16 protein-coding genes are annotated in these 18,330 nt (G+C 55.7%); 7 read left to right on the top strand and 9 right to left on the bottom strand.

Translation table 11 applies throughout. The features are described 5' to 3' along the window. Positions 1–76: 76 nt before the first annotated feature. The 9 genes from NH344_RS14530 to glnT all read right to left on the bottom strand — a co-directional run bounded on the left by NH344_RS14530 (position 77) and on the right by glnT (position 9,425). Positions 77–415, bottom strand: coding sequence for a P-II family nitrogen regulator (locus NH344_RS14530; protein ID WP_044630286.1), 339 nt, complete (start codon positions 413–415; stop codon positions 77–79). 84 nt (positions 416–499) lie between these two features. Beyond that, a complete protein-coding gene (amt, locus tag NH344_RS14525) occupies positions 500–1,831 on the bottom strand; it encodes an ammonium transporter (protein WP_044630287.1) in 1,332 nt (443 codons plus the stop codon). 24 nt (positions 1,832–1,855) lie between these two features. Next, entirely contained in the window at positions 1,856–2,887 is a 1,032-nt protein-coding gene (locus tag NH344_RS14520; RefSeq protein WP_044630288.1) for a DUF3445 domain-containing protein, read from the bottom strand. 18 nt (positions 2,888–2,905) lie between these two features. Then, positions 2,906–3,844, bottom strand: a complete 939-nt coding sequence (locus NH344_RS14515) for a PDR/VanB family oxidoreductase (protein ID WP_044630289.1) — start codon at positions 3,842–3,844, stop codon at positions 2,906–2,908. Beyond that, complete coding sequence (locus NH344_RS14510; protein ID WP_052509965.1) at positions 3,841–4,329, bottom strand: dimethylamine monooxygenase subunit DmmA family protein; 489 nt, start codon at positions 4,327–4,329, stop codon at positions 3,841–3,843. The genes NH344_RS14515 and NH344_RS14510 overlap by 4 nt, the downstream gene beginning before the upstream one ends. A 737-nt stretch (positions 4,330–5,066) precedes the next feature. After that, a complete protein-coding gene (locus NH344_RS14505; RefSeq protein WP_044630290.1) occupies positions 5,067–6,392 on the bottom strand; it encodes an FMN-binding glutamate synthase family protein in 1,326 nt (441 codons plus the stop codon). Positions 6,393–6,405: 13 nt separating this feature from the next. Then, positions 6,406–7,092 (bottom strand): protein glxC, encoded by a 687-nt coding sequence (locus NH344_RS14500; protein ID WP_240312657.1) that lies wholly within the window; start codon positions 7,090–7,092, stop codon positions 6,406–6,408. Further along, positions 7,093–8,010, bottom strand: a complete 918-nt coding sequence (locus NH344_RS14495; RefSeq protein ID WP_044630291.1) for a class II glutamine amidotransferase — start codon at positions 8,008–8,010, stop codon at positions 7,093–7,095. 80 nt (positions 8,011–8,090) lie between these two features. Then, the gene (gene glnT / locus NH344_RS14490; protein WP_044630292.1) at positions 8,091–9,425 is read right to left on the bottom strand and encodes a type III glutamate--ammonia ligase; all 1,335 of its coding nucleotides are present in this window, start codon (positions 9,423–9,425) and stop codon (positions 8,091–8,093) included. Between the two features lie 501 nt (positions 9,426–9,926). Between glnT and NH344_RS14485 the strand changes: the two genes are divergently transcribed. The 7 genes from NH344_RS14485 (at position 9,927) to NH344_RS14455 (ending at position 18,255) form a co-directional block, all read left to right on the top strand. Further along, on the top strand, positions 9,927–11,060 hold the full coding sequence (locus tag NH344_RS14485; RefSeq protein ID WP_044630293.1) for an aminomethyltransferase family protein: 1,134 nt from the start codon (positions 9,927–9,929) through the stop codon (positions 11,058–11,060). Between the two features lie 147 nt (positions 11,061–11,207). Continuing rightward, positions 11,208–12,074: a formyltetrahydrofolate deformylase gene (gene purU, locus NH344_RS14480; protein ID WP_044630294.1), complete on the top strand. Its 867-nt coding sequence runs from the start codon at positions 11,208–11,210 to the stop codon at positions 12,072–12,074. Then, positions 12,071–12,988, top strand: a complete 918-nt coding sequence (gene folD / locus NH344_RS14475) for a bifunctional methylenetetrahydrofolate dehydrogenase/methenyltetrahydrofolate cyclohydrolase FolD (RefSeq protein ID WP_044630295.1) — start codon at positions 12,071–12,073, stop codon at positions 12,986–12,988. Before purU ends, folD begins: the two co-directional genes overlap by 4 nt. 22 nt (positions 12,989–13,010) lie before the next feature. After that, the gene (locus NH344_RS14470; protein WP_044630296.1) at positions 13,011–14,252 is read left to right on the top strand and encodes an FAD-dependent oxidoreductase; all 1,242 of its coding nucleotides are present in this window, start codon (positions 13,011–13,013) and stop codon (positions 14,250–14,252) included. Positions 14,253–14,305: 53 nt separating this feature from the next. Further along, on the top strand, positions 14,306–14,596 hold the full coding sequence (locus tag NH344_RS14465) for a sarcosine oxidase subunit delta (protein WP_044630297.1): 291 nt from the start codon (positions 14,306–14,308) through the stop codon (positions 14,594–14,596). Continuing rightward, a complete protein-coding gene (locus tag NH344_RS14460) occupies positions 14,593–17,538 on the top strand; it encodes a 2Fe-2S iron-sulfur cluster-binding protein (protein WP_240312658.1) in 2,946 nt (981 codons plus the stop codon). Before NH344_RS14465 ends, NH344_RS14460 begins: the two co-directional genes overlap by 4 nt. A gap of 3 nt (positions 17,539–17,541) precedes the next feature. Beyond that, on the top strand, positions 17,542–18,255 hold the full coding sequence (locus NH344_RS14455) for a hypothetical protein (RefSeq protein ID WP_081193468.1): 714 nt from the start codon (positions 17,542–17,544) through the stop codon (positions 18,253–18,255). Positions 18,256–18,330 lie beyond the last annotated feature (75 nt).

The following is an 18,330-nucleotide window of genomic DNA, read 5'->3' as shown; positions in this document are numbered from 1 at the left end:
CGACGGGCGACCCCACTGTTTTGTACGCGGATTTCTGTTGGAATAAGCAGAAAACGCAAGCCTCGCTAAAAAGGAGCTATAACGCCGCCTCGTCAGTTTCACCACTGCGTATGCGTATAACATTGGAAAGTGGATAGACGAATATTTTCCCATCTCCAATACGACCAGAGTATGCGGCTGTTTTAATCGCTTCGATCACTGTGTCGACCTGGGAATCACAGGCTCCCACTTCGACTTTCATCTTGTTCACAAAGTCCACAGTGTACTCCGCCCCCCTGTAAAGCTCGGTATGCCCCTTCTGCCTTCCAAACCCTTTAACCTCAGTCACAGTGAGTCCTTGAACATTGATATCAGATAACGCTTCTCTGACATCTTCAAGCCTATGGGGTTGAATAATAGCTGCGATCATATGCATGGTATGGCCTCTAGGTTTTCATCATCAGTTCACGAAAAGCCAAGACCCGTGTTTATCTAATGGGCCTTGGCCTCGGAGAATCATTTAACGTTGAACAGGTTTCCGGCTGGCCAGCAGGCCGTCGGCCGCTGCACTGCTCCGCAGGGGGGTGCCATCCATGTCCGATGTATTGGCCGAAACGAACTCAGGGTAGGCGTGCATACCGCATTCGTGGGCATCCATGCCCTCAAACTCGTCCTGCTCGCTGACACGCAGCCCCATTACGGCACGTATAATGAAAAGCACCACCAGACTGGCACCGAACATCCAAGCGAAAATAATCACGGTGCCGAGCAGCTGGATGCCTAGCGTGGCGTCAGGGTTAGTGAATACAACGGCGACAATCCCCCAGATACCCGCACTGCCATGTACCGAAATGGCACCCACGGGGTCGTCGATCCTGAGGCGGTCCAGCCCGAGCACAGAGAGCACGACCACCACACCACCGATCGCACCGACCAGCATGGCCATTCCCGGCCCGGGCAGAAGCGGCTCAGCCGTAATGGACACCAACCCGGCCAATGCGCCGTTCATGACCATCGTCATATCGGTCTTGCCGAACAAGGCACGGTACAGCAGAGCGGCCGCTACCATGCCCGAGGCTGCGGCGGTATTGGTATTGACGAAAATACGTGCCACTGCATTGGCATCATCCAGGCTGGCAATTTTCAGCATCGAGCCGCCATTGAACCCGAACCAGCCCATCCAGAGAATAAACATGCCAAGCATGGCAATCGGCAGATTGGCGCCCGGAATGGCCCGTACCTCACCATTGGGACCGAAACGGCCTTTACGTGCGCCAACCATCAATACAGCGGCCAGTGCTGCGGCACCGCCTGCCATGTGCACCACAACGGAGCCGGCAAAATCTTGGAAGCCCATTTCATCCAGGAAGCCACCGCCCCATTTCCAGAACCCGTTCACGGGGTAAATCACTCCGACCATGAAGACCGCAAACACCAGGAAAGGCCACAGTTTCATACGCTCGGCAATTGCCCCGGAAACAATCGACATGGTGGCAGCGGCAAATACCGCCTGGAAAATAAAGTCAGCCATGGAAGAGTAATAAGGTGAGCCTTCTCCCGCCGAAATATCGGCCATGCTGTTATCACTGCCCAGCATGAAATCCAACCCGGGAATAAAGCTGCTGACTGGGTTGGCGGGATACATCAGGTTGTAGCCAACCACCAGATAAACCAGGCACGCAACGGAGTACAGCATCGCGTTTTTGGTCAGTATCTCGACCGTGTTCTTTGACCGGACCAACCCTGATTCAAGCATGGCAAAACCACAGGCCATGAACATGACAAAGGCGGTACAGACTAGAAAATAGAAGGTATCGAGCGCATAACTCAGCTCTAGCGTTATCTCGTTCATGAGTGTCCTCTCGGCTAGCAGGTTTCAGGTTTGTGGTTGGAGTTCGTGGTCGTATTCGCTTAACCACTCCACGACAGTGTCGCGGTAGCGTGTCATCCCTTTGTAATCCACCAGTGCCTCGGGCAGATTGGCCAGCACGCGATGCAGCCGCTTGGCCCAGGCCTTATTGGTTGTGAGGTCGTCCATGCTGATCAGATAAGTGCGGATGCCAAAGAACAGCGCATGGCTTCGGGGCATACGTACCAGTGTCTGTAACTCGACACGCAGAAAGACATCCCTGCCTACGTTCTCGGGGGTAATCGTGGTTCGGTCTGCCCCCCATTGGTGATAGGTTTCAGGGGAACTGTCCATGCGTGGGTGGATCGTCATCGTCCAGTTCAAACGACGAATCGGGCTGCCCACCTGAATGGCGCACAGATATTTAAGGACCCGATCAAAAATACCCATCTCATGAGCCAGCGGCACAGGGCCATGCCACTGTTTGAAACTCATTCCGGCATCAAAGGCCAGCGACCAGTCAGCCGGTGATGTGATTACGCCTGCGTCCATGAAGAGGTCTGCATCACGTTGATCCAGTAACGCAAAATCCCCCTGCATCTGGCGTCCGATAAACTCCATCGGCGGCATGGGCAAAGTGCTTGCGTCGCCCATCACAAAGGTCTGATGAATGCCGAGGGGGCGATTAATCCACTCGCATTGATCGCCCTGTTGGGTGAAGGAAAAATGTTCGGGATAATCCTGGGCATAGTGGGTCATGACAAATTCAAGCAGGTCCCAGCACGCCTGTTCCATGTGGGGCATGGCAAGGCAGCGAGCGGGGTCCTCTTCCAGCACCATCGCCCTTTCTGCTGTTTCACACAGATAATGTTCATCGATATCGAGCATATGTTCGTAAACACTGCCCTTGGGGCCCGGCAGCGTATGCGGCTCAGTATTGACTGAGTACATATAATCATCTTCCGGAAACGGGAAGGGAAAGCGTCTCACGGCCTCGGGACTATTGCGGTAGGTAAACTGGCCTCGGAAGGCCTGGGTATCTCGCGGTGCAAGTTGCATGGTGTTTTCCCCCTTGATTTATAGATCCAGCACCAGGTAGTCGCTCGCTGAACGTGACACGCAAGGCATGATGCAGCGCTGGCTGGCTTTCTCTTGATCATCGAGAAACGCATCCCGATGCTCGATGTCACCGTCCACCACCGAGGTTTTACATTGGCCGCATACACCGCCACGACACATATTGGGTATCTCAAGGCCATGGGCTTCCAGAGCGTCAAGCAGAGGCGTATCCCCCGCGACGGCGACGTCCTGCTGCGAGCGTGAAAGCCTGGCTACAAAAGGCTTACCTGGCTGAGGAGCCGTGAAGGCTTCGTAATGAACCCGCTGAGGTGACCAGCCCAGCGCACTCGCTGTGGCTTTGACGTCCTGAATCATCGCCTCCGGGCCGCAAACATAGACGTGGGTGCCAAGCGGCTGGTGTCCGAGCAGAGTGTAAAAGTCGGGACGTTCGCCGGAATAGCAGTAAAGCCTGTTGCCAAAACGCTCCGTCAAGGCCTCACGAAAGGCCCCTGTTTCGGCATTGCGATACACGTAGTGCACTTCAAAGGAGGCCTGACGTTGTTCCAGCTCATAGCCGTAAGAAAGAAACGGCGTTATTCCGATGCCACCGGCAATCAATATGTGGTGCCGCGCCTGCCAATCCGGTAGAAACATGTTGGCGGGCGGAGAAATAAACAGCCTGTCCCCTGGGCGAAACTCACCATGCATGAACTGAGAGCCTCCTCGGGAGCGCTCCTGCAACCGCACCGCGATGCGATAATGACTGCTGTCAGCCGGGTTGCTGATCAAGGAATACGCATTGCGGAAACGCTTCCCCTCACCTTCCATCTGCACCACCACGTGACTACCGGCAGAAAACGGCGGCAGGGGCTTTTCATCAGCAACAAACGTAAACTGTTTGATAATCGAGCTGATCTGCTCGATCTCGGCGACACGTACCGGAATCAGGTCACTCATGAGTCAAACACCTCCTCGCGGGGAACCTCACCGGGCACCTCGGCATCTATCCGCACGCCCATATAGGCCCCCAGGCGACGTGAAAAATGATCGCGAACTTCCAACGTGAGCCCACACCCCTGGCAGCGGGTGGGTGACGCCGTGACAGGCTCGCTCATAAAACGGCAGTGCGTGCAAAACACGCGTCGGGCGTTATCTGCTGAAGGCAGCAAGGTGATTTCAGCGTCGAGCAGCCCGTGTGCCAGGGCCAGGGTATGTACATCCCATAAAAACGCTTCGCTGCCCGCCACAATCACATGGCAACCTTGGGTCAATGTTTCCAGCTGGGTCGCCAGCGTGGTGGAAAGTGCGTCACGGTCGCAGCATTGCAGTGGCACGTTCTGCCACTCAGACGGCAACCCCGCCGGGGGCGCGTCAGCGCGATCAGCACAGATAATGAAATGAAACGGCGTCCGGTGTTTATCAATCGGCGCCACATGTTTCATGATGAGATTTACCGCGTCTGGCTCAGCCACACACACATAGTAGTTAGCTGTTGCGGGATGCTCAGGCGTTACATATATCGGCCTGCTTTTTATCCTGTCATCATCAGGAAGAGCGTTATGCTGCATTGACTTTTTCCCCTTGATAAATACCCGGTTAATGGATGCCAGCACGACAGAGACGGAATCGAAAGACATCAAGGTTTTATATATGAAACCTAAATATCACCAGCGATACTTAAGCCGCTCCATTTAGTTCTTGTGGTGATATTTTATTTACTGTAGATAAAGCACGTTTCATGCCAAAAAAAAAAAATAATCTTAATTTCATAGGTTTATAAAAAAAGAACAAAAAGAGGCCGCGCTGTAATAGTGCAGATGACGCTTTAAAAAGCCTGTATTAGTGCATCCGCTGACCTTTATCTGGATAAAAATTAAATAGTGAATATTTCTTTTTATATATACACTAAAGAAACCACTCATCACGCCAACTAAACACACTGGGCGCGCGCTCTTTTTAAGCGATATCCTGCACAACAATTAAAAAGTTGTTTTTTAAAACCCTGCTTGGCATTTCTGTTTAACAGCACTTGACGCTACCGCATCGAAGGCTTGATAGGTGTTGCTGAAGAGCATAAAAAAACCCGAAGCCTGGAAGGGGTATCCAGCCTTCGGGATAGCGTTTAATGATGCAGGCAGCTACCTGTCACCAGATAGCAGATTGACCTTCCAATGCCAGCCTAAAACGTTTGACCAGGCACCCAGGTGGTACCCGCCAGGGGCACTCGCGCCATGGCAGCCGCTTCGATATTCAAGGCCACCAGATCTTCCGGTTCCAGGTTATGCAGGTGGGATTTCCCGCAGGCTCGGGCCAACGTCTGCGCTTCCAGGGTCAGCACACGCAAGTAGTTGGCCAGCCGCCTGCCACCTTCCACCGGGTCAAGGCGTTGGCTCAGCTCTGGGTCCTGCGTCGAGATCCCCGCTGGGCATTTTCCTTCCTGGAAGTCATCGTAATAGCCAGACGCTGAACCCAGCTTGCGGTACTCTTCTTCAAAACGTGGATGGTTATCCCCCAAGGCGATGAGGGCAGCCGTACCAATGGCCACGGCATCCGCACCCAGGGCAATGGCTTTGGCAACGTCAGCACCGTTACGGATCCCGCCCGAGACGATCAACTGCACCTCACGGTGAACGCCCATTTCCTGCAGGGCCTGTGTGGCTTGAGGAATCGCCGCCAGGGTGGGAATACCGACATGCTCGATAAACACATCCTGAGTGGCTGCCGTGCCGCCCTGCATACCATCCAGCACCACAACATCCGCGCCGGCTTTCACCGCCAGCTTGACGTCGTAATACGTGCGCGTCGCGCCAATCTTGATAAAGATGGGCACCTGCCAGTCGGTAATTTCACGCAATTCGGCAATCTTGATGGCCAGGTCGTCGGGCCCCGTCCAGTCCGGGTGGCGGCAGGCGCTACGCTGATCAATACCTTTGGGCAGCGTGCGCATGTGGGCGACACGATCCGAAATTTTCTGGCCCAGCAGCATCCCGCCGCCACCCGGCTTGGCGCCCTGCCCTAAGACCACCTCGATGGCATCGGCTTTGCGTAAATCATCCGGGTTCATACCATAGCGTGACGGCAGGTACTGATAGACCAGTTTGGATGACTGACCGCGTTCTTCTGCGGTCATGCCGCCATCACCTGTGGTCGTCGATGTGCCGACTTCCGATGCTCCGCGCCCCAGCGCTTCCTTGGCTTGTGCTGACAAGGCACCAAAGCTCATACCGGCAATGGTCACCGGGGTATCAATCACCATCGGTTTTTTGGCGTAGCGGGTGCCTAATACCACCTCGGTGTCGCATTTTTCCCGATAGCCTTCAAGCGGGTAGCGCGACATGCTCGCACCGAGAAACAAAAGATCATCAAAATTTGGCACCTTGCGCTTGGCACCCCAACCGCGAATGTCGTAGATGCCTGTTTCGGCGGCACGCTGAATTTCGGCGATGACATCTCGACCAAAGGTAGCGGACTCTCTCAGTGCCGGATTAATCGTGTTATCTGTCATGTCAGGCTCCAGATCAGTAGGCCGAGGCATTGGTGACTTTGAAGTGGTAGAGCTGGCGCGCTGATCCATAGCGCGTAAAGTCGCCAGGGTTTTCGTCGCTACCTGCCTGTTTGAGTAAATCTGCCAGCTCGTCCAGGTGCTCCTGACGCATTTCCTTGGCGACGCAATCCGCCCCCAGAGACGCCACTTCCCCTTTTACATAGATGTGCACTTCGTAGAGCGAGTCGCCCAGCGCCTCACCGGCATCGCCGCACACCACCAGCCTGCCGGCCTGCCCCATGAAAGCGCTCATCGGGCCGATATTACCCTTGACCACGATATCCACCCCTTTCATGGAAATACCGCAGCGCGCCGAGGCATTGCCTTCAATGACCAACAGGCCACCGTGAGCGGTAGCGCCCGCCGACTGGGACGCATCGCCTTTGACATGCACCTTGCCCGACATCATGTTCTCGGCCACGCCAACCCCGACATTTCCGTTCACGGTGACATGCGCTTTCTGATTCATGCCCGCGCAGTAATAGCCGGCATGCCCATCAATTTCGACGCTGATCTGTTCATTGAGCCCGCAGGCAATATTGTGCGCCCCGTTGGAATTACTGACACGCCACTCACGCTCGCTGGCGGTCATTTGCGGATCATGCAGTGCCTGGTTGAGTTCTCGCAGACTGGAACTCGCAAGGTCGTAATGTTTCATCATTTAGGCAGCCTCCACCTTTATACCGTCACGTTCCCATACATAGATTTTTGCCGGCTCCGGCTCCCAGACAGTTGCCTCCTTGATACCCGGAAGGTCAGCCAGGGCGCGGTACTCGGATGCCATTGCCACGTAGTCATCGGTTTCAGCAATAACGGCGGGTTTACAGGAAATCGGGTCGCGCACGACCGCAAATCCATCCCGTGTGCCGATCGTGAACGTGAAGAAACCGTCCAGGTCTTTGAGCGCTCCGGTCAGGGCCTGATTAAGGGATTCACCCTTGGCCATCCGCCAGGTCAAATAGCCAGCGGCAACTTCAGAGTCGTTATCGGTCTGGAAAACAATGCCCTGACGCTTGAGCTTGTCGCGCAGGCGATTGTGGTTGGACAGGGAGCCGTTATGCACCAGACACAGATCCAGCCCGGTTGAAAAAGGATGGCTGCCCTGCAGCGTGACGGCACTTTCGGTAGCCATGCGGGTATGCCCGATCGCGTGGCTGCCGCGCATGTTGCTCAGTTTGTAACGGGTTGCCACTTCACCGGGCAAGCCGACACCTTTGAGAATCTCGATGCTTTTTCCGGCACTCATCACGCGAAGGTCAGCCGCATGATCCGCCAGCCAACCCAGCACGCGGCTTTCTTCTTCGGCTATCTTGAACACCCCCACGTTGGCATTCTGAAACCATGACGCCAGGCTGCCGAAGGCGGTTTGCAGCCTGTCGGCGAACGCCTGCCAATCGTAATCGGCATTATCACATTGCAGGGTCAGCTTGACGCCATCATCATATTCGTCGCCATACACCGCAAAACCGGCACTGTCCGGCCCACGGTCTGTCATGGCAATAAGCATCGGCTCAAACAGCTCACCCAAGCGGCTTTCCAGCTGCGGGTTTTTCAGATAAAGCCCGACAATTCCACACATAGCATTACCTCGATAGATTCACGCTGAGGCGTCATGGGCGCCTAAGCACGCAAAGGAACTTATGAAAAAATAAAATGACGTTAGAAAAACTCTACATAGCGCTGAACTTCCCATTCACATACCTGGCGGCTGTACTCTTTCCACTCCTCACGCTTGACCTTGATAAACTCGCCAACGATCTCGGCGCCCATGCCATCGCGCAGATGGGTATCCGCTTCCAGGGCATCAATCGCCTCTTTAAGCGACTGCGGCAGAATCTCGATGCCTTGCGCTTGGCACTGCTCTGGCGTGAGCTCGTAAAGGTTGATGTTTTGCGCCTTGCCGGGGTCCAGCTTGCGCTCGATGCCATCCATTCCCGCCGCAATCAGGGCGGCGTGAACCAGATAAGGGTTGCAGCCAGCATCGGGGAGACGGAATTCAAGACGGCCATAAGGCACGCGCACCATGGCCGAACGGTTGTTATCACCATAGGCAATGAATACCGGTGCCCAGGTCGCCCCGCTCGCCGAACCGCCGGCCACCAGGCGTTTGTAGGAATTCACCGTTGGGGCAGCAAAGGCACATAGCGCCGGGGCGTGATGAAGTAACCCGCCCAGAAAATGGTAAGCCGTCGTCGACAGGCCAAGATGCTGGGGGTCGCTGTCATCGCCAAAGACGTTATTGCCGTCTTTATCAGCAATGGAAAGATGGATATGCATGCCGTTGCCAGGCCGATCAGCATGCGGCTTGGGCATAAAGGAACACACCATGCCAAGCTCGTTGGCGATTTCACCGGCAGCCATGCGCACAAAGGTAAAGCGGTCAGCAGAGGTCAGGGCGTCACTGAAGGTGTAATTGATCTCGAACTGGCCGTTGGCATCTTCGTGATCAATTTGGTAGATATCAAAGTCCACCGCCTGAAGCGCTTCGACCAACCTTTCCAGAAACTCGCGTGAGCGCGACAAGCCTTTATAGTCGTAGCAGGGCTTGGCCAGCGTATCGCTCTCATCAACCGGCAACAGCTCACCGGACGCTCCCCGCTTGAACAAGGAAAACTCAGGCTCCAGGCCGGTGTTCAACGTCCAGCCCAGCTCGTTTAGCCGCTCTAACTGACGCATCATGACAACGCGGCTGTCCAGCGCGTGCGGGGCATCATTGACGTAACCGCAGCACGCCATGCGAGCGTAGTGTTTCTGCCACGGCACCAACGACAACGAGTTCAAATCACCTTTGGCCATAAAATCCGGCCCATGGGGCTGCATGCCAAGGCCCGACACCGCAAAGCCAGCGAACCCCGCGCCTTTCTCAACGACATCCATCAGGCAGTTAGCCGGCACTGACTTGGTTTTGGCCGCACCGTGTATATCCACGAACTGGGCCAGCAGATAACGGATGTCATGCTCTTTGATCAACTCAACAGCAGCTTCTGGAGACATACTCAACCCTCTTAAAAATTCTTTTCAAGAAACTATATTTCCCAAAAAGAAAGGCACATAGCATGCCAGAATGTCTCGTCGACCGTTAAAAAACCTCCTCAAATACCTACAAAACACTGATTTAAATGAAATAAATATTTAATTCAGGATTTCAAGAAAGCATTTCCCATCTTTTCTCCTATTGGTTTCTGTGCCTTGACCGCGCCATAACGGTGCAAATTTGCCAAAAAGCGCACCCATAAAGAACAAATGACACGCATATAAAAACCTGGAGGAAAATATGGCGAATATATCGACCTAAAAATTCAAAAAATAAGTAACTGTTTTTTATATGAAATAAACCTGTGTCTCATGCATTTTCTGTATGCACTGACACGTCATGGCAAGCTTATTGCTTCACTGCAAGGAAATATAATTTCTTTTAAAGAATCCATAAAGGGCGACAGCCACTTCTGGTTTCTTTTGGAAAACCTGCCCTAACCGACTGGAAGGAGAATTGATATGACAACGTTATGGCGTACTTCTGCCCTTGCCGAACGCCACCATGCACTCGGTGCGACACTGGAAGACTGGAACGGCATGGGGACTGCGTTTCGTTACGCGGGAGCGGATACCGCCGATCACCACGCCGCCATTCGCACCCAAGCAGGCTTGATGGATGTCTCTGGTCTGAAAAAGATCCATTGCGTTGGCCCGCATGCCAAAGTGCTGCTAGACCATGCCACCACGCGGGATATGTCAAAGCTTTACCCGGGAAAATCTGTCTATGCCACCATGCTCAACGAGGCTGGCAAGTTCGTGGATGATTGCATTGTCTACTGCCTGGCGCCGAATGCGTACTTGGTGGTGCATGGCACCGGTCTGGGCCAGGAAATGCTCACTCTAGGTGCCTTGGGTCGTAACGTCAGCCTGATGTTTGACGATGATCTTCACGACTTGTCACTGCAAGGGCCATTGGCCGTCGACTTTCTTGAAAAGCATGTTGAGAGTATTCGCGACCTGCGTTACTTCCACCATTTGCAGACCCGCCTGTTTGGCTTTGATGTGATGATTTCACGCACCGGCTATACCGGTGAGCGCGGCTATGAGATTTTTTGCAAGGCCAAGGATGCTCCCTCTGTGTGGGACGAAATCCTCGACAAGGGTGCCCCCATGGGCATCGTGCCATGCGGTTTCGAGACACTCGATTGGCTACGCGTGGAAAGTAACCTGCTGTTCTATCCCGTTGATAACTCCGAGACATACCCCTTCCCCGACCAGCCCGCCGGCGACACGCTATGGGAGCTGGGGCTGGACTTCACCGTATCCAAGGACAAGACCGAGTTCCGGGGGGCAGGCGAACACTTCCGCCTCAAGGGCAAGGAGCGCTTCAAGATCTTTGGTGTATTGATTGACAGCGAGGAGGCGGCAAGCGCTGGGGACACCCTCTGGGCAGATAACAAGCAGGTCGGCATTGTTACCGAAGGCATGTTTTCAAGGCTTAGTGGCCGCTCCATGGCACTGGCGCGCCTTGATGTTCCTTATGCCGAGCACGGTGTGCCGTTGGAAATACGTGGCAGCCTGCAAGCCACTGCCAGCAGCCATAGCTTGCCTTTTGATGACCCTGACAAACAAAAGCGCATTGCCAAAGGCTAGATGAAACGATCAATAAAAAGGAAAATCCATATCGACAAAAGCCAAATATGAAGTCAATCTATTACATAGAGATATATTTGGCTTTAAATCGATAAATTTCTTATTTTTTATTTATATTTAAAATTTTAAATTTATATAGGAAAAAAAATGAAGGATTCTTGTGACAGTTACATCATCCGCGTTTCTTGCCCGGCTACCTCCGGCATCATTTCGGCGGTGACCTCGTTTTTGAGCGAGCATGACTGCTATATCAGTGAACTGGCCCAATACGATGATGAAGAGCTGCAAAACTTCTTTCTGCGTGCCAAGTTTCGCTTCAATGAAGGCGTGAGTGGGGATATCGAGACATTGCGTGATGAATTTGCCGCCATCGCCAAGGACTTTGAGATGGAGTGGCAGATTTACAGCAGTTCCAAACCCATGCGCGTTTTGCTGATGGTCAGCAAGTTCGATCACTGCCTGAGCGATTTGATGTATCGCCAGGCGCAAGGTGAGCTAGACATGGAAATCACCGCCATCGTCTCGAACCATCGCGACCTTCGCCCCATGGCCGAGCGCGAAGGCATCCGCTTTGTTTACCTGCCGGTCACTAAAGAGACCAAGGCCAAGCAGGAAGCCGCGCTGATGGATATCGTCGAAGAGACCGGTACCGAGCTTGTCGTGCTGGCACGTTATATGCAGATTCTGTCTGACAACCTGTGCCGCCAACTGTCCGGGCGCGCCATCAATATTCACCACTCCTTCTTACCGGGGTTCAAGGGGGCCAAGCCTTATCATCAGGCACATACGCGAGGCGTCAAACTGATTGGTGCCACCGCGCACTACGTGACCTCTGACCTTGATGAAGGCCCGATTATCGATCAGGAAGTTCAGCGCGTTAACCATACCTATCGCCCTGAAGACCTGGTCGCCGTGGGACGTAACACGGAAACCATCGCGCTTTCCCGTGCGGTCAAGTATCACCTGGAGCACCGCATCTTCCTTGATCAGAACAAAACGGTGATTTTCCAATGACCCTCACGACACAAACATCTGCCGCCTTGATTGACGGCAAAGCCTGGGCCGAGCGGGTACTGGTTGAAGTCGCCGACAGCGTGGCGCAACTGGAAGCGGAAGGCACCACACCAGGGCTTGCTGTGGTGTTGATCGGTGAAGATGCCGCCAGCCAGGTATATGTGCGCAACAAGATCCGTAAGGCTGAAGCGGTCGGGATCCGTTCGCTTGAGTATCGCTTCGACACCTCCTTGACCCAGGCCGAGCTGCTGGCACTGATCGACAAGCTGAACCAGGACCCTGAGGTCAACGGCATTCTGGTGCAGCTGCCGCTTCCCGACAACATCAGCGAGGACGCCGTGATTCAGGCGATTTCACCGCTCAAGGACGTCGACGGGTTTCATCGTGAAAACGTGGGAGGGCTGGCACAGGGCGCTGACGTGCTGACACCCTGCACGCCTACCGGCTGCCTGCGTCTTCTGCAGGAAACCTGCGGCGACCTGAGCGGTAAACATGCCGTGGTCGTCGGGCGCTCCAACATCGTCGGCAAGCCCATGGCCGCCCTGCTGCTTCAGGCCAACTGCTCGGTCACGGTGCTCCACTCACGCAGCGTTAACGCCGAAGCCATCGCGCGCCAGGCGGATATTGTCATTGCCGCGGTCGGTCGCCCGAAGATGATCAATGCCGACTGGCTCAAGCCCGGTGCGGTGGTGATTGATGTGGGTATTAACCGCATCGAAGAGTCAGCCAATGGCGAGCCAAAGACGCGTCTTGTCGGGGATGTGGATTTTGCCAGCGTCAGCCAGGTGGCCAGTGCAATCACCCCGGTACCCGGCGGCGTCGGCCCGATGACCATCGCTTACCTGATGCAGAACACGGTGGTCGCCACCCGGCTTCAGCAACACCACAAAGCGGCTCAGCCAGCACTTATCTGATCTACCACAGGAGGGCGTTGTCATGCCTTTTGGATTATTGAAATACGGTTTGTCCTCGGAGTATCCCGTCGATGTGGACTTGCCTCCCCCCAAAGAGCTCAAGCCCTCCTACGATGTGGTGATCATCGGTGGCGGTGGCCACGGGCTGGCCATTGCCTATTATCTGGCCAAATACCACAACATCACCAAGGTAGCCGTGCTTGAAAAGGCTTACCTGGGGGGCGGCAACACGGCGCGCAATACCGCCGTTATCCGCTCTAACTACCTGACCTCGGAAGGGGTCAGGTTCTATAGCGAGTCGGTCAAGCTGTTCCAGAACCTCTCGAACGAATTTGACTTCAATATCATGTATTCCGAGCGCGGTCAGTTAACCCTGGCACATACCGATGCCACGGTACGTGCCTTCCGCCAACGCGCAGAGGTTAACAAACATTTCGGCGGACGCACCGAAATGATCGACCGTCAGCAGATCAGTGAGTTGGTGCCAACGCTTAACCTCGACCCGGGGCACTTGCCGGTTCTGGCCGGTTTGTGGCACCGCGACGGCGCCACAGCGCGCCATGATGCCGTGGCCTGGGGCTATGCCAAGGAAGCCGCCAAGCGCGGCGTTGAAATCCATCAGCTCACTGAAGTGCAGGAGCTGATCATTGAAGGCGGGCGCATTACCGGGGTGAAGACCAATCGCGGCACTATCCAGTGCGGTTGCGCCGTGCAAGCGGTTGCCGGGCACAGCTCGATCCTGGCCAAAAAAGCCGGCTTCCGCCTTCCGATTATCAGCTACCCGCTGCAGGCGATGGTCACCCAGCCGGTCAAGCCATTCCTGAGCCCGCTGGTCAGCTCTTCCGCCCTGCATTGCTACGTTCAGCAAACCAGCCGTGGCGAAGTAGTGTTCGGGGGCGGCTCCGATCCCTACCCGCTTTACAACACGCGCTCTACGCTGGAAATGAAGGAAAGCCTGATTGCCAGTGGCATCGAGATGTTCCCGTTTCTGGCCAAGGCCAAGCTGATGCGCCAATGGGGCGGGATTACCGACATGACCCCGGATTACAGCCCCATCATGGGGGAAAGCCCGGTTGAGAATTACTACCTGGATGCTGGCTGGGGCACCTGGGGCTTCAAGTCAACGCCCATCTGCGGCAAGACCATGGCAGAGCTGGTAGCCAACGGCGGAAAAGTGCCGGCGCTGATTCAGCCATTCCGCCTGGAACGTTTTGCCAATTTCCAGCAAGTCAATGAAATGGGCGCGACAGCGGCCAGTCATTAACGTCAGCCGCTTATGTCAGCCACCGTCTCAGCGACTATGTGAAGGCACGCTCAATGAAAGTCATGAACTGCCCGCTCAACGGGCTACGCAATATCAGTGAGTTCATCTATGGCGGAGAACTCAAACCGATGCCCGGTCAATGCAGCGACCGGGAATGGGCCCACTATGTGTTTTATAGCGACAACACAGCAGGCGTTATTACCGAATGGTGGATGCATGCCGCCTCCAGCTACTGGTTCCTTGCTGAACGCCATACTGTTACCGATGAAATACTGCGTACGTTCGATCCCAAGGAAGTTTTCCAGGAACGTGTCGAGTTTTCCTCTGAGGAGACACGCAAATGAACCGCACCCAACCATCAGGCAATACACAGACGATGGATAACCGCCTTCCCGCTCCCATGGGGCTCTATATCGACCGTCAACAGCCTATCAGCATGACGTTTGAAGGGCAGACCCATCAGGGTTTTTGCGGAGACTCGATTGCCAGTGCGCTGGCGGCTGATGGCCGTTATCTGCTGTCCCGCTCGTTCAAGTACCACCGCCCGCGCGGCCCGCTCACCATGGCCGGGCAAGATGCTAATACGCTGGTGCAGCTGCCCGATGAACCGAACGTACTGGCAGATACCTGCCTTGCCTACGAGGGTTTGAACGTTACAGGCCAGAACTACAGCGGCAGCCTTGACCACGACAGCGACATGAAGCTGGGTAAGTTCTCGAAATTCATGCCGGTGGGCTTTTATTACCGTTCTTTCTATAAGCCTAAAGGTGCCTGGAAATACTGGGAGTCCCTGATTCGCAAGAAAGCCGGGCTGGGTCACTTTGACCTCAAGGCGAAGGGCGATTATCACGACAAAGCCTACCTGTTCAAAGACGTTGTGGTGGTGGGCAGTGGCCCCGCCGGGCTTAAGGCTGCCTTGACGGCTGCAGAAGGCGGCGCCCAGGTACTGCTGGTTGAGCAGGAACCCTTGCTGGGCGGCGCGCTGACCTACGCCCGCTTTGATGAACAGGGGGTGCGTGCCACGGCATTGCGTGATGAACTGGTGCCGGCCGTGGAAGCACACGCCAATATCCATGTGCTGTGCAACGCCATCTGTAACGGCTGGTTCACTGACAACTATTTGCCGGTCATCCAGGACAAGCGGATGTACAAGGTGCGCGCCAAGGAATGCATCGTCACCGCCGGGGCCTTTGACCAGCCGGTCATCTTCCGCAACAACGACCTGCCGGGTATCATGCTGGCCAGCGCCGTCCAACGCCTGATGCGCCATTACGCGGTGCGCCCAGGCAAGCGGGCCGTTGTGTTAACCGGCAATGATGACGGTTATCTGACCGCCCTCGACCTGCACGAACAGGGCGTGGATGTAGCGGCCCTGGTGGATATGCGCGCGGGGCCAACCGACAGCCAGCTAAGCCAGGCCATCAAGCAGCGCGGTATCACCCTGCATCTTGAGCATACCGTTTTCGAAGCGCTGTGCGACAAGACAATGCACCGCGTTAACGGGGTCGATATCCGGCGTATTACCCAACGCGGTGAAGTGGACAAAGAAAGCGTGACTCTGGAATGCGACCTGCTGTGCATGAGCGCAGGCTATATGCCTGTCTACCAGCTGTTGTGCCAGGCTGGCGGCAAGCTGACCTACAACGACGATGTCGCCGAGTTTTCGCTTTCCAACCTGCCCGAACACCTGCATGTAGCAGGCTCGGTCAATGGTTTGCACGACCTTGAGCAGGTGCTGCAGGACGGTATCTTTGCCGCCAGCCAGGCACTGGCTAATCTGGGGTTATCCGCACCGAAAGCCGACCCTGTGACCGAAGCGCCCAGGCAAGTGAACTTCCCGTGGCCCATTTTCGCTCACCCCAAAGGCAAGGAATTCGTCGATTTTGACGAAGACCTTCAGATCCGCGATATCATCAACGCCACCCGCCACGGTTACCGCGATGTCCAGCTGGTCAAGCGCTTCTCCACCGTTGGCATGGGGCCGTCGCAAGGCCGCCACTCTGCGCTGCCCACTGCCCGCCTGGTGGCTGATGCTACCCAGCGTTCAGTCAGTGAAACCGGGGTGACCACCGCACGCCCGCCGTTTACCGCCGAAACCCTGGCGCACCTTGCCGGACGCAGCTTCGACCCTTTCCGGGTGACCACCATGCAACAGCGTCACCTTGAACTGGGTGCCGTCATGATGCCTGCCGGCGACTGGCAGCGCCCGGCCTATTATCCCAGTGCCGACGGCCGCCTTGACCGCCACCACTCGATGCAGGAAGAAGCCCGGCACGTCCGCGAGCACGTTGGCCTGATTGATGTCTCGACCCTGGGTGGCCTTGAAATACGCGGCCCAGACGCAGCAGAATTTATCAACCGCATCTTCACCTTCGGCTTCCTCAAGCAGCCGGTTGGCCGCACGCGCTACGCGGCCATGACCAACGAACAGGGGGTGGTCATTGATGACGGGGTTTCCTGCCGCCTGGCTGACGATCACTTTTATGTGACCGCCACTACCAGCGGTGTCGGCCGCGTGTTTCAAAGTATGCTGCAGTGGAATGCTCAGTGGCGCCTGGACGTGGATATCGCTAATGTCACGTCTGCCTTTGCGGCGGTAAATATTGCTGGCCCCTTATCACGTCAAGTACTTGAAACCGTGTGCACGGGCGTCGACCTTTCCGCCCAGGCGCTTCCCTACCTGGAGTTGCGCGAAGGCTATGCCGGCGATGCGCCAGCTCGCCTTATGCGTACAGGGTTTGTGGGTGAGCTAAGTTATGAGCTACACGTGCCAGCGCGCTATGGCGAATATCTCTGGGATCTGCTGATGGAAGCCGGCAAGGCTTTTGGCATTCGCCCCTTCGGTGTTGAGGCACAGCGCCTGCTACGCCTTGAAAAAGGCCATGTCATCATCGGCCAGGATACCGACGGCATGAGCCACCCTGGCGAGATTGGCATGAGCTGGGCGGTTAACCGTACAAAGCCGTTTTTCGTCGGCCGCCGTGCGGTGGACATCCTTGACGAACAGCCCGCCAAACGGCGCCTTGTCGGCTTTCAGCTACCCGCTGGCAGTGCCAAACCGATGGAAGGGCATCTAGTGCTCGACGGTACGGATATCACCGGTAACGTGACGTCCTGTGAATACTCCACCACTCAGAACGCCATTATCGGCCTGGCTTATGCCGGGGCGGACAAGGCCCCCCCCGGCAGCCAGATCACGATTCGGGTCGAAGGGGGAGCAGAAGTCAGCGCCGAGGTCGTCAAGCTACCTTTCTACGATGCCAACAACAGTCGACAGGAGATGTAATTCATGGCGACCCTCAAAGACACGCTCACTCCCAAACGTACGCCGCTTTATCACCTTCATCAGGCGGACGCTTCCCGTGCCGAGGGATGGCAGGCGCTGAATGGCTATGCCATTGATGGTGGGGACAACACAAGCCTTGACGCTGACTTCACCTCGGCGGCGCATTGTGCACTGGTGGATGTATCGGCGCTGGCCCGCCTTGGCGTGCGCGGCAGCCATGCTGCCAGCTTTCTCGACGAACATGGTTATCAGCTGCCTGATGTGCCGAACCAGGCAACTCGCCAGCCGGATGGCAGCCTGGTCGCGAGACTTTCTGCCAGCGAGTATCTGCTGCTTGGCAGTCTCAACGCTCAGGAGCAGCGGATCAGCCAGCAGGAAGCTACCTGGCCACCCGCTCAGGCGGGCGTTTACCTGCTGCCTCGCCAGGATACCCATGCCTGGCTGGCCCTGACGGGCACCCATGCGAGCAACGTCATGGCCAAATTGTGTGGGGTTGACCTGAGCCCTGCTGCCTTTGCCCCCGGCCAGGTCGCACAGACCTCTGTGGCTCGGGCGAATGCCATCGTCATCAACGCCAGCCAAACGGAGCTTACCTGCCTGTATCTGCTGGTTGATAGCGCCTCGGCCAGCTATTTCTGGCCGGTGCTGCTGGATGCCATGCAGGAATTTGGCGGAAAGCCATTGAGCATCAAGGCATTTATGAACAAGGTATCTTGACGGATAATGCACCTTAACGGCCCGACGGTGGTTAACACCGGGGCCGTTAAACATCGATCCCTTTCAGCAAGGCCT

This window comes from Halomonas sp. Ps84H-12 (genome assembly GCF_024124725.1).
Lineage (GTDB): Bacteria > Pseudomonadota > Gammaproteobacteria > Pseudomonadales > Halomonadaceae > Vreelandella > Vreelandella aquamarina.
Note: the sequence above shows the minus strand (reverse complement) of the source record. Positions and strands in the feature narration are given on the sequence as shown.

What these genes read in the sequence shown, in the direction of transcription:
- NH344_RS14515 (WP_044630289.1), bottom strand. Translation starts at nt 3,844, where the DNA reads ATGAGTGACCTGATTCCGGTACGTGTCGCCGAGATCGAGCAGATCAGC.
- folD (WP_044630295.1), top strand. Translation starts at nt 12,071, where the DNA reads ATGACCCTCACGACACAAACATCTGCCGCCTTGATTGACGGCAAAGCC.
- glnT (WP_044630292.1), bottom strand. Translation starts at nt 9,425, where the DNA reads ATGTCTCCAGAAGCTGCTGTTGAGTTGATCAAAGAGCATGACATCCGT.
- NH344_RS14520 (WP_044630288.1), bottom strand. Translation starts at nt 2,887, where the DNA reads ATGCAACTTGCACCGCGAGATACCCAGGCCTTCCGAGGCCAGTTTACC.
- NH344_RS14465 (WP_044630297.1), top strand. Translation starts at nt 14,306, where the DNA reads ATGAAAGTCATGAACTGCCCGCTCAACGGGCTACGCAATATCAGTGAG.
- NH344_RS14460 (WP_240312658.1), top strand. Translation starts at nt 14,593, where the DNA reads ATGAACCGCACCCAACCATCAGGCAATACACAGACGATGGATAACCGC.
- NH344_RS14495 (WP_044630291.1), bottom strand. Translation starts at nt 8,010, where the DNA reads ATGTGTGGAATTGTCGGGCTTTATCTGAAAAACCCGCAGCTGGAAAGC.
- NH344_RS14500 (WP_240312657.1), bottom strand. Translation starts at nt 7,092, where the DNA reads ATGATGAAACATTACGACCTTGCGAGTTCCAGTCTGCGAGAACTCAAC.
- amt (WP_044630287.1), bottom strand. Translation starts at nt 1,831, where the DNA reads ATGAACGAGATAACGCTAGAGCTGAGTTATGCGCTCGATACCTTCTAT.
- NH344_RS14455 (WP_081193468.1), top strand. Translation starts at nt 17,542, where the DNA reads ATGGCGACCCTCAAAGACACGCTCACTCCCAAACGTACGCCGCTTTAT.
- NH344_RS14510 (WP_052509965.1), bottom strand. Translation starts at nt 4,329, where the DNA reads ATGAAACATGTGGCGCCGATTGATAAACACCGGACGCCGTTTCATTTC.
- NH344_RS14470 (WP_044630296.1), top strand. Translation starts at nt 13,011, where the DNA reads ATGCCTTTTGGATTATTGAAATACGGTTTGTCCTCGGAGTATCCCGTC.
- NH344_RS14485 (WP_044630293.1), top strand. Translation starts at nt 9,927, where the DNA reads ATGACAACGTTATGGCGTACTTCTGCCCTTGCCGAACGCCACCATGCA.
- purU (WP_044630294.1), top strand. Translation starts at nt 11,208, where the DNA reads ATGAAGGATTCTTGTGACAGTTACATCATCCGCGTTTCTTGCCCGGCT.
- NH344_RS14505 (WP_044630290.1), bottom strand. Translation starts at nt 6,392, where the DNA reads ATGACAGATAACACGATTAATCCGGCACTGAGAGAGTCCGCTACCTTT.
- NH344_RS14530 (WP_044630286.1), bottom strand. Translation starts at nt 415, where the DNA reads ATGCATATGATCGCAGCTATTATTCAACCCCATAGGCTTGAAGATGTC.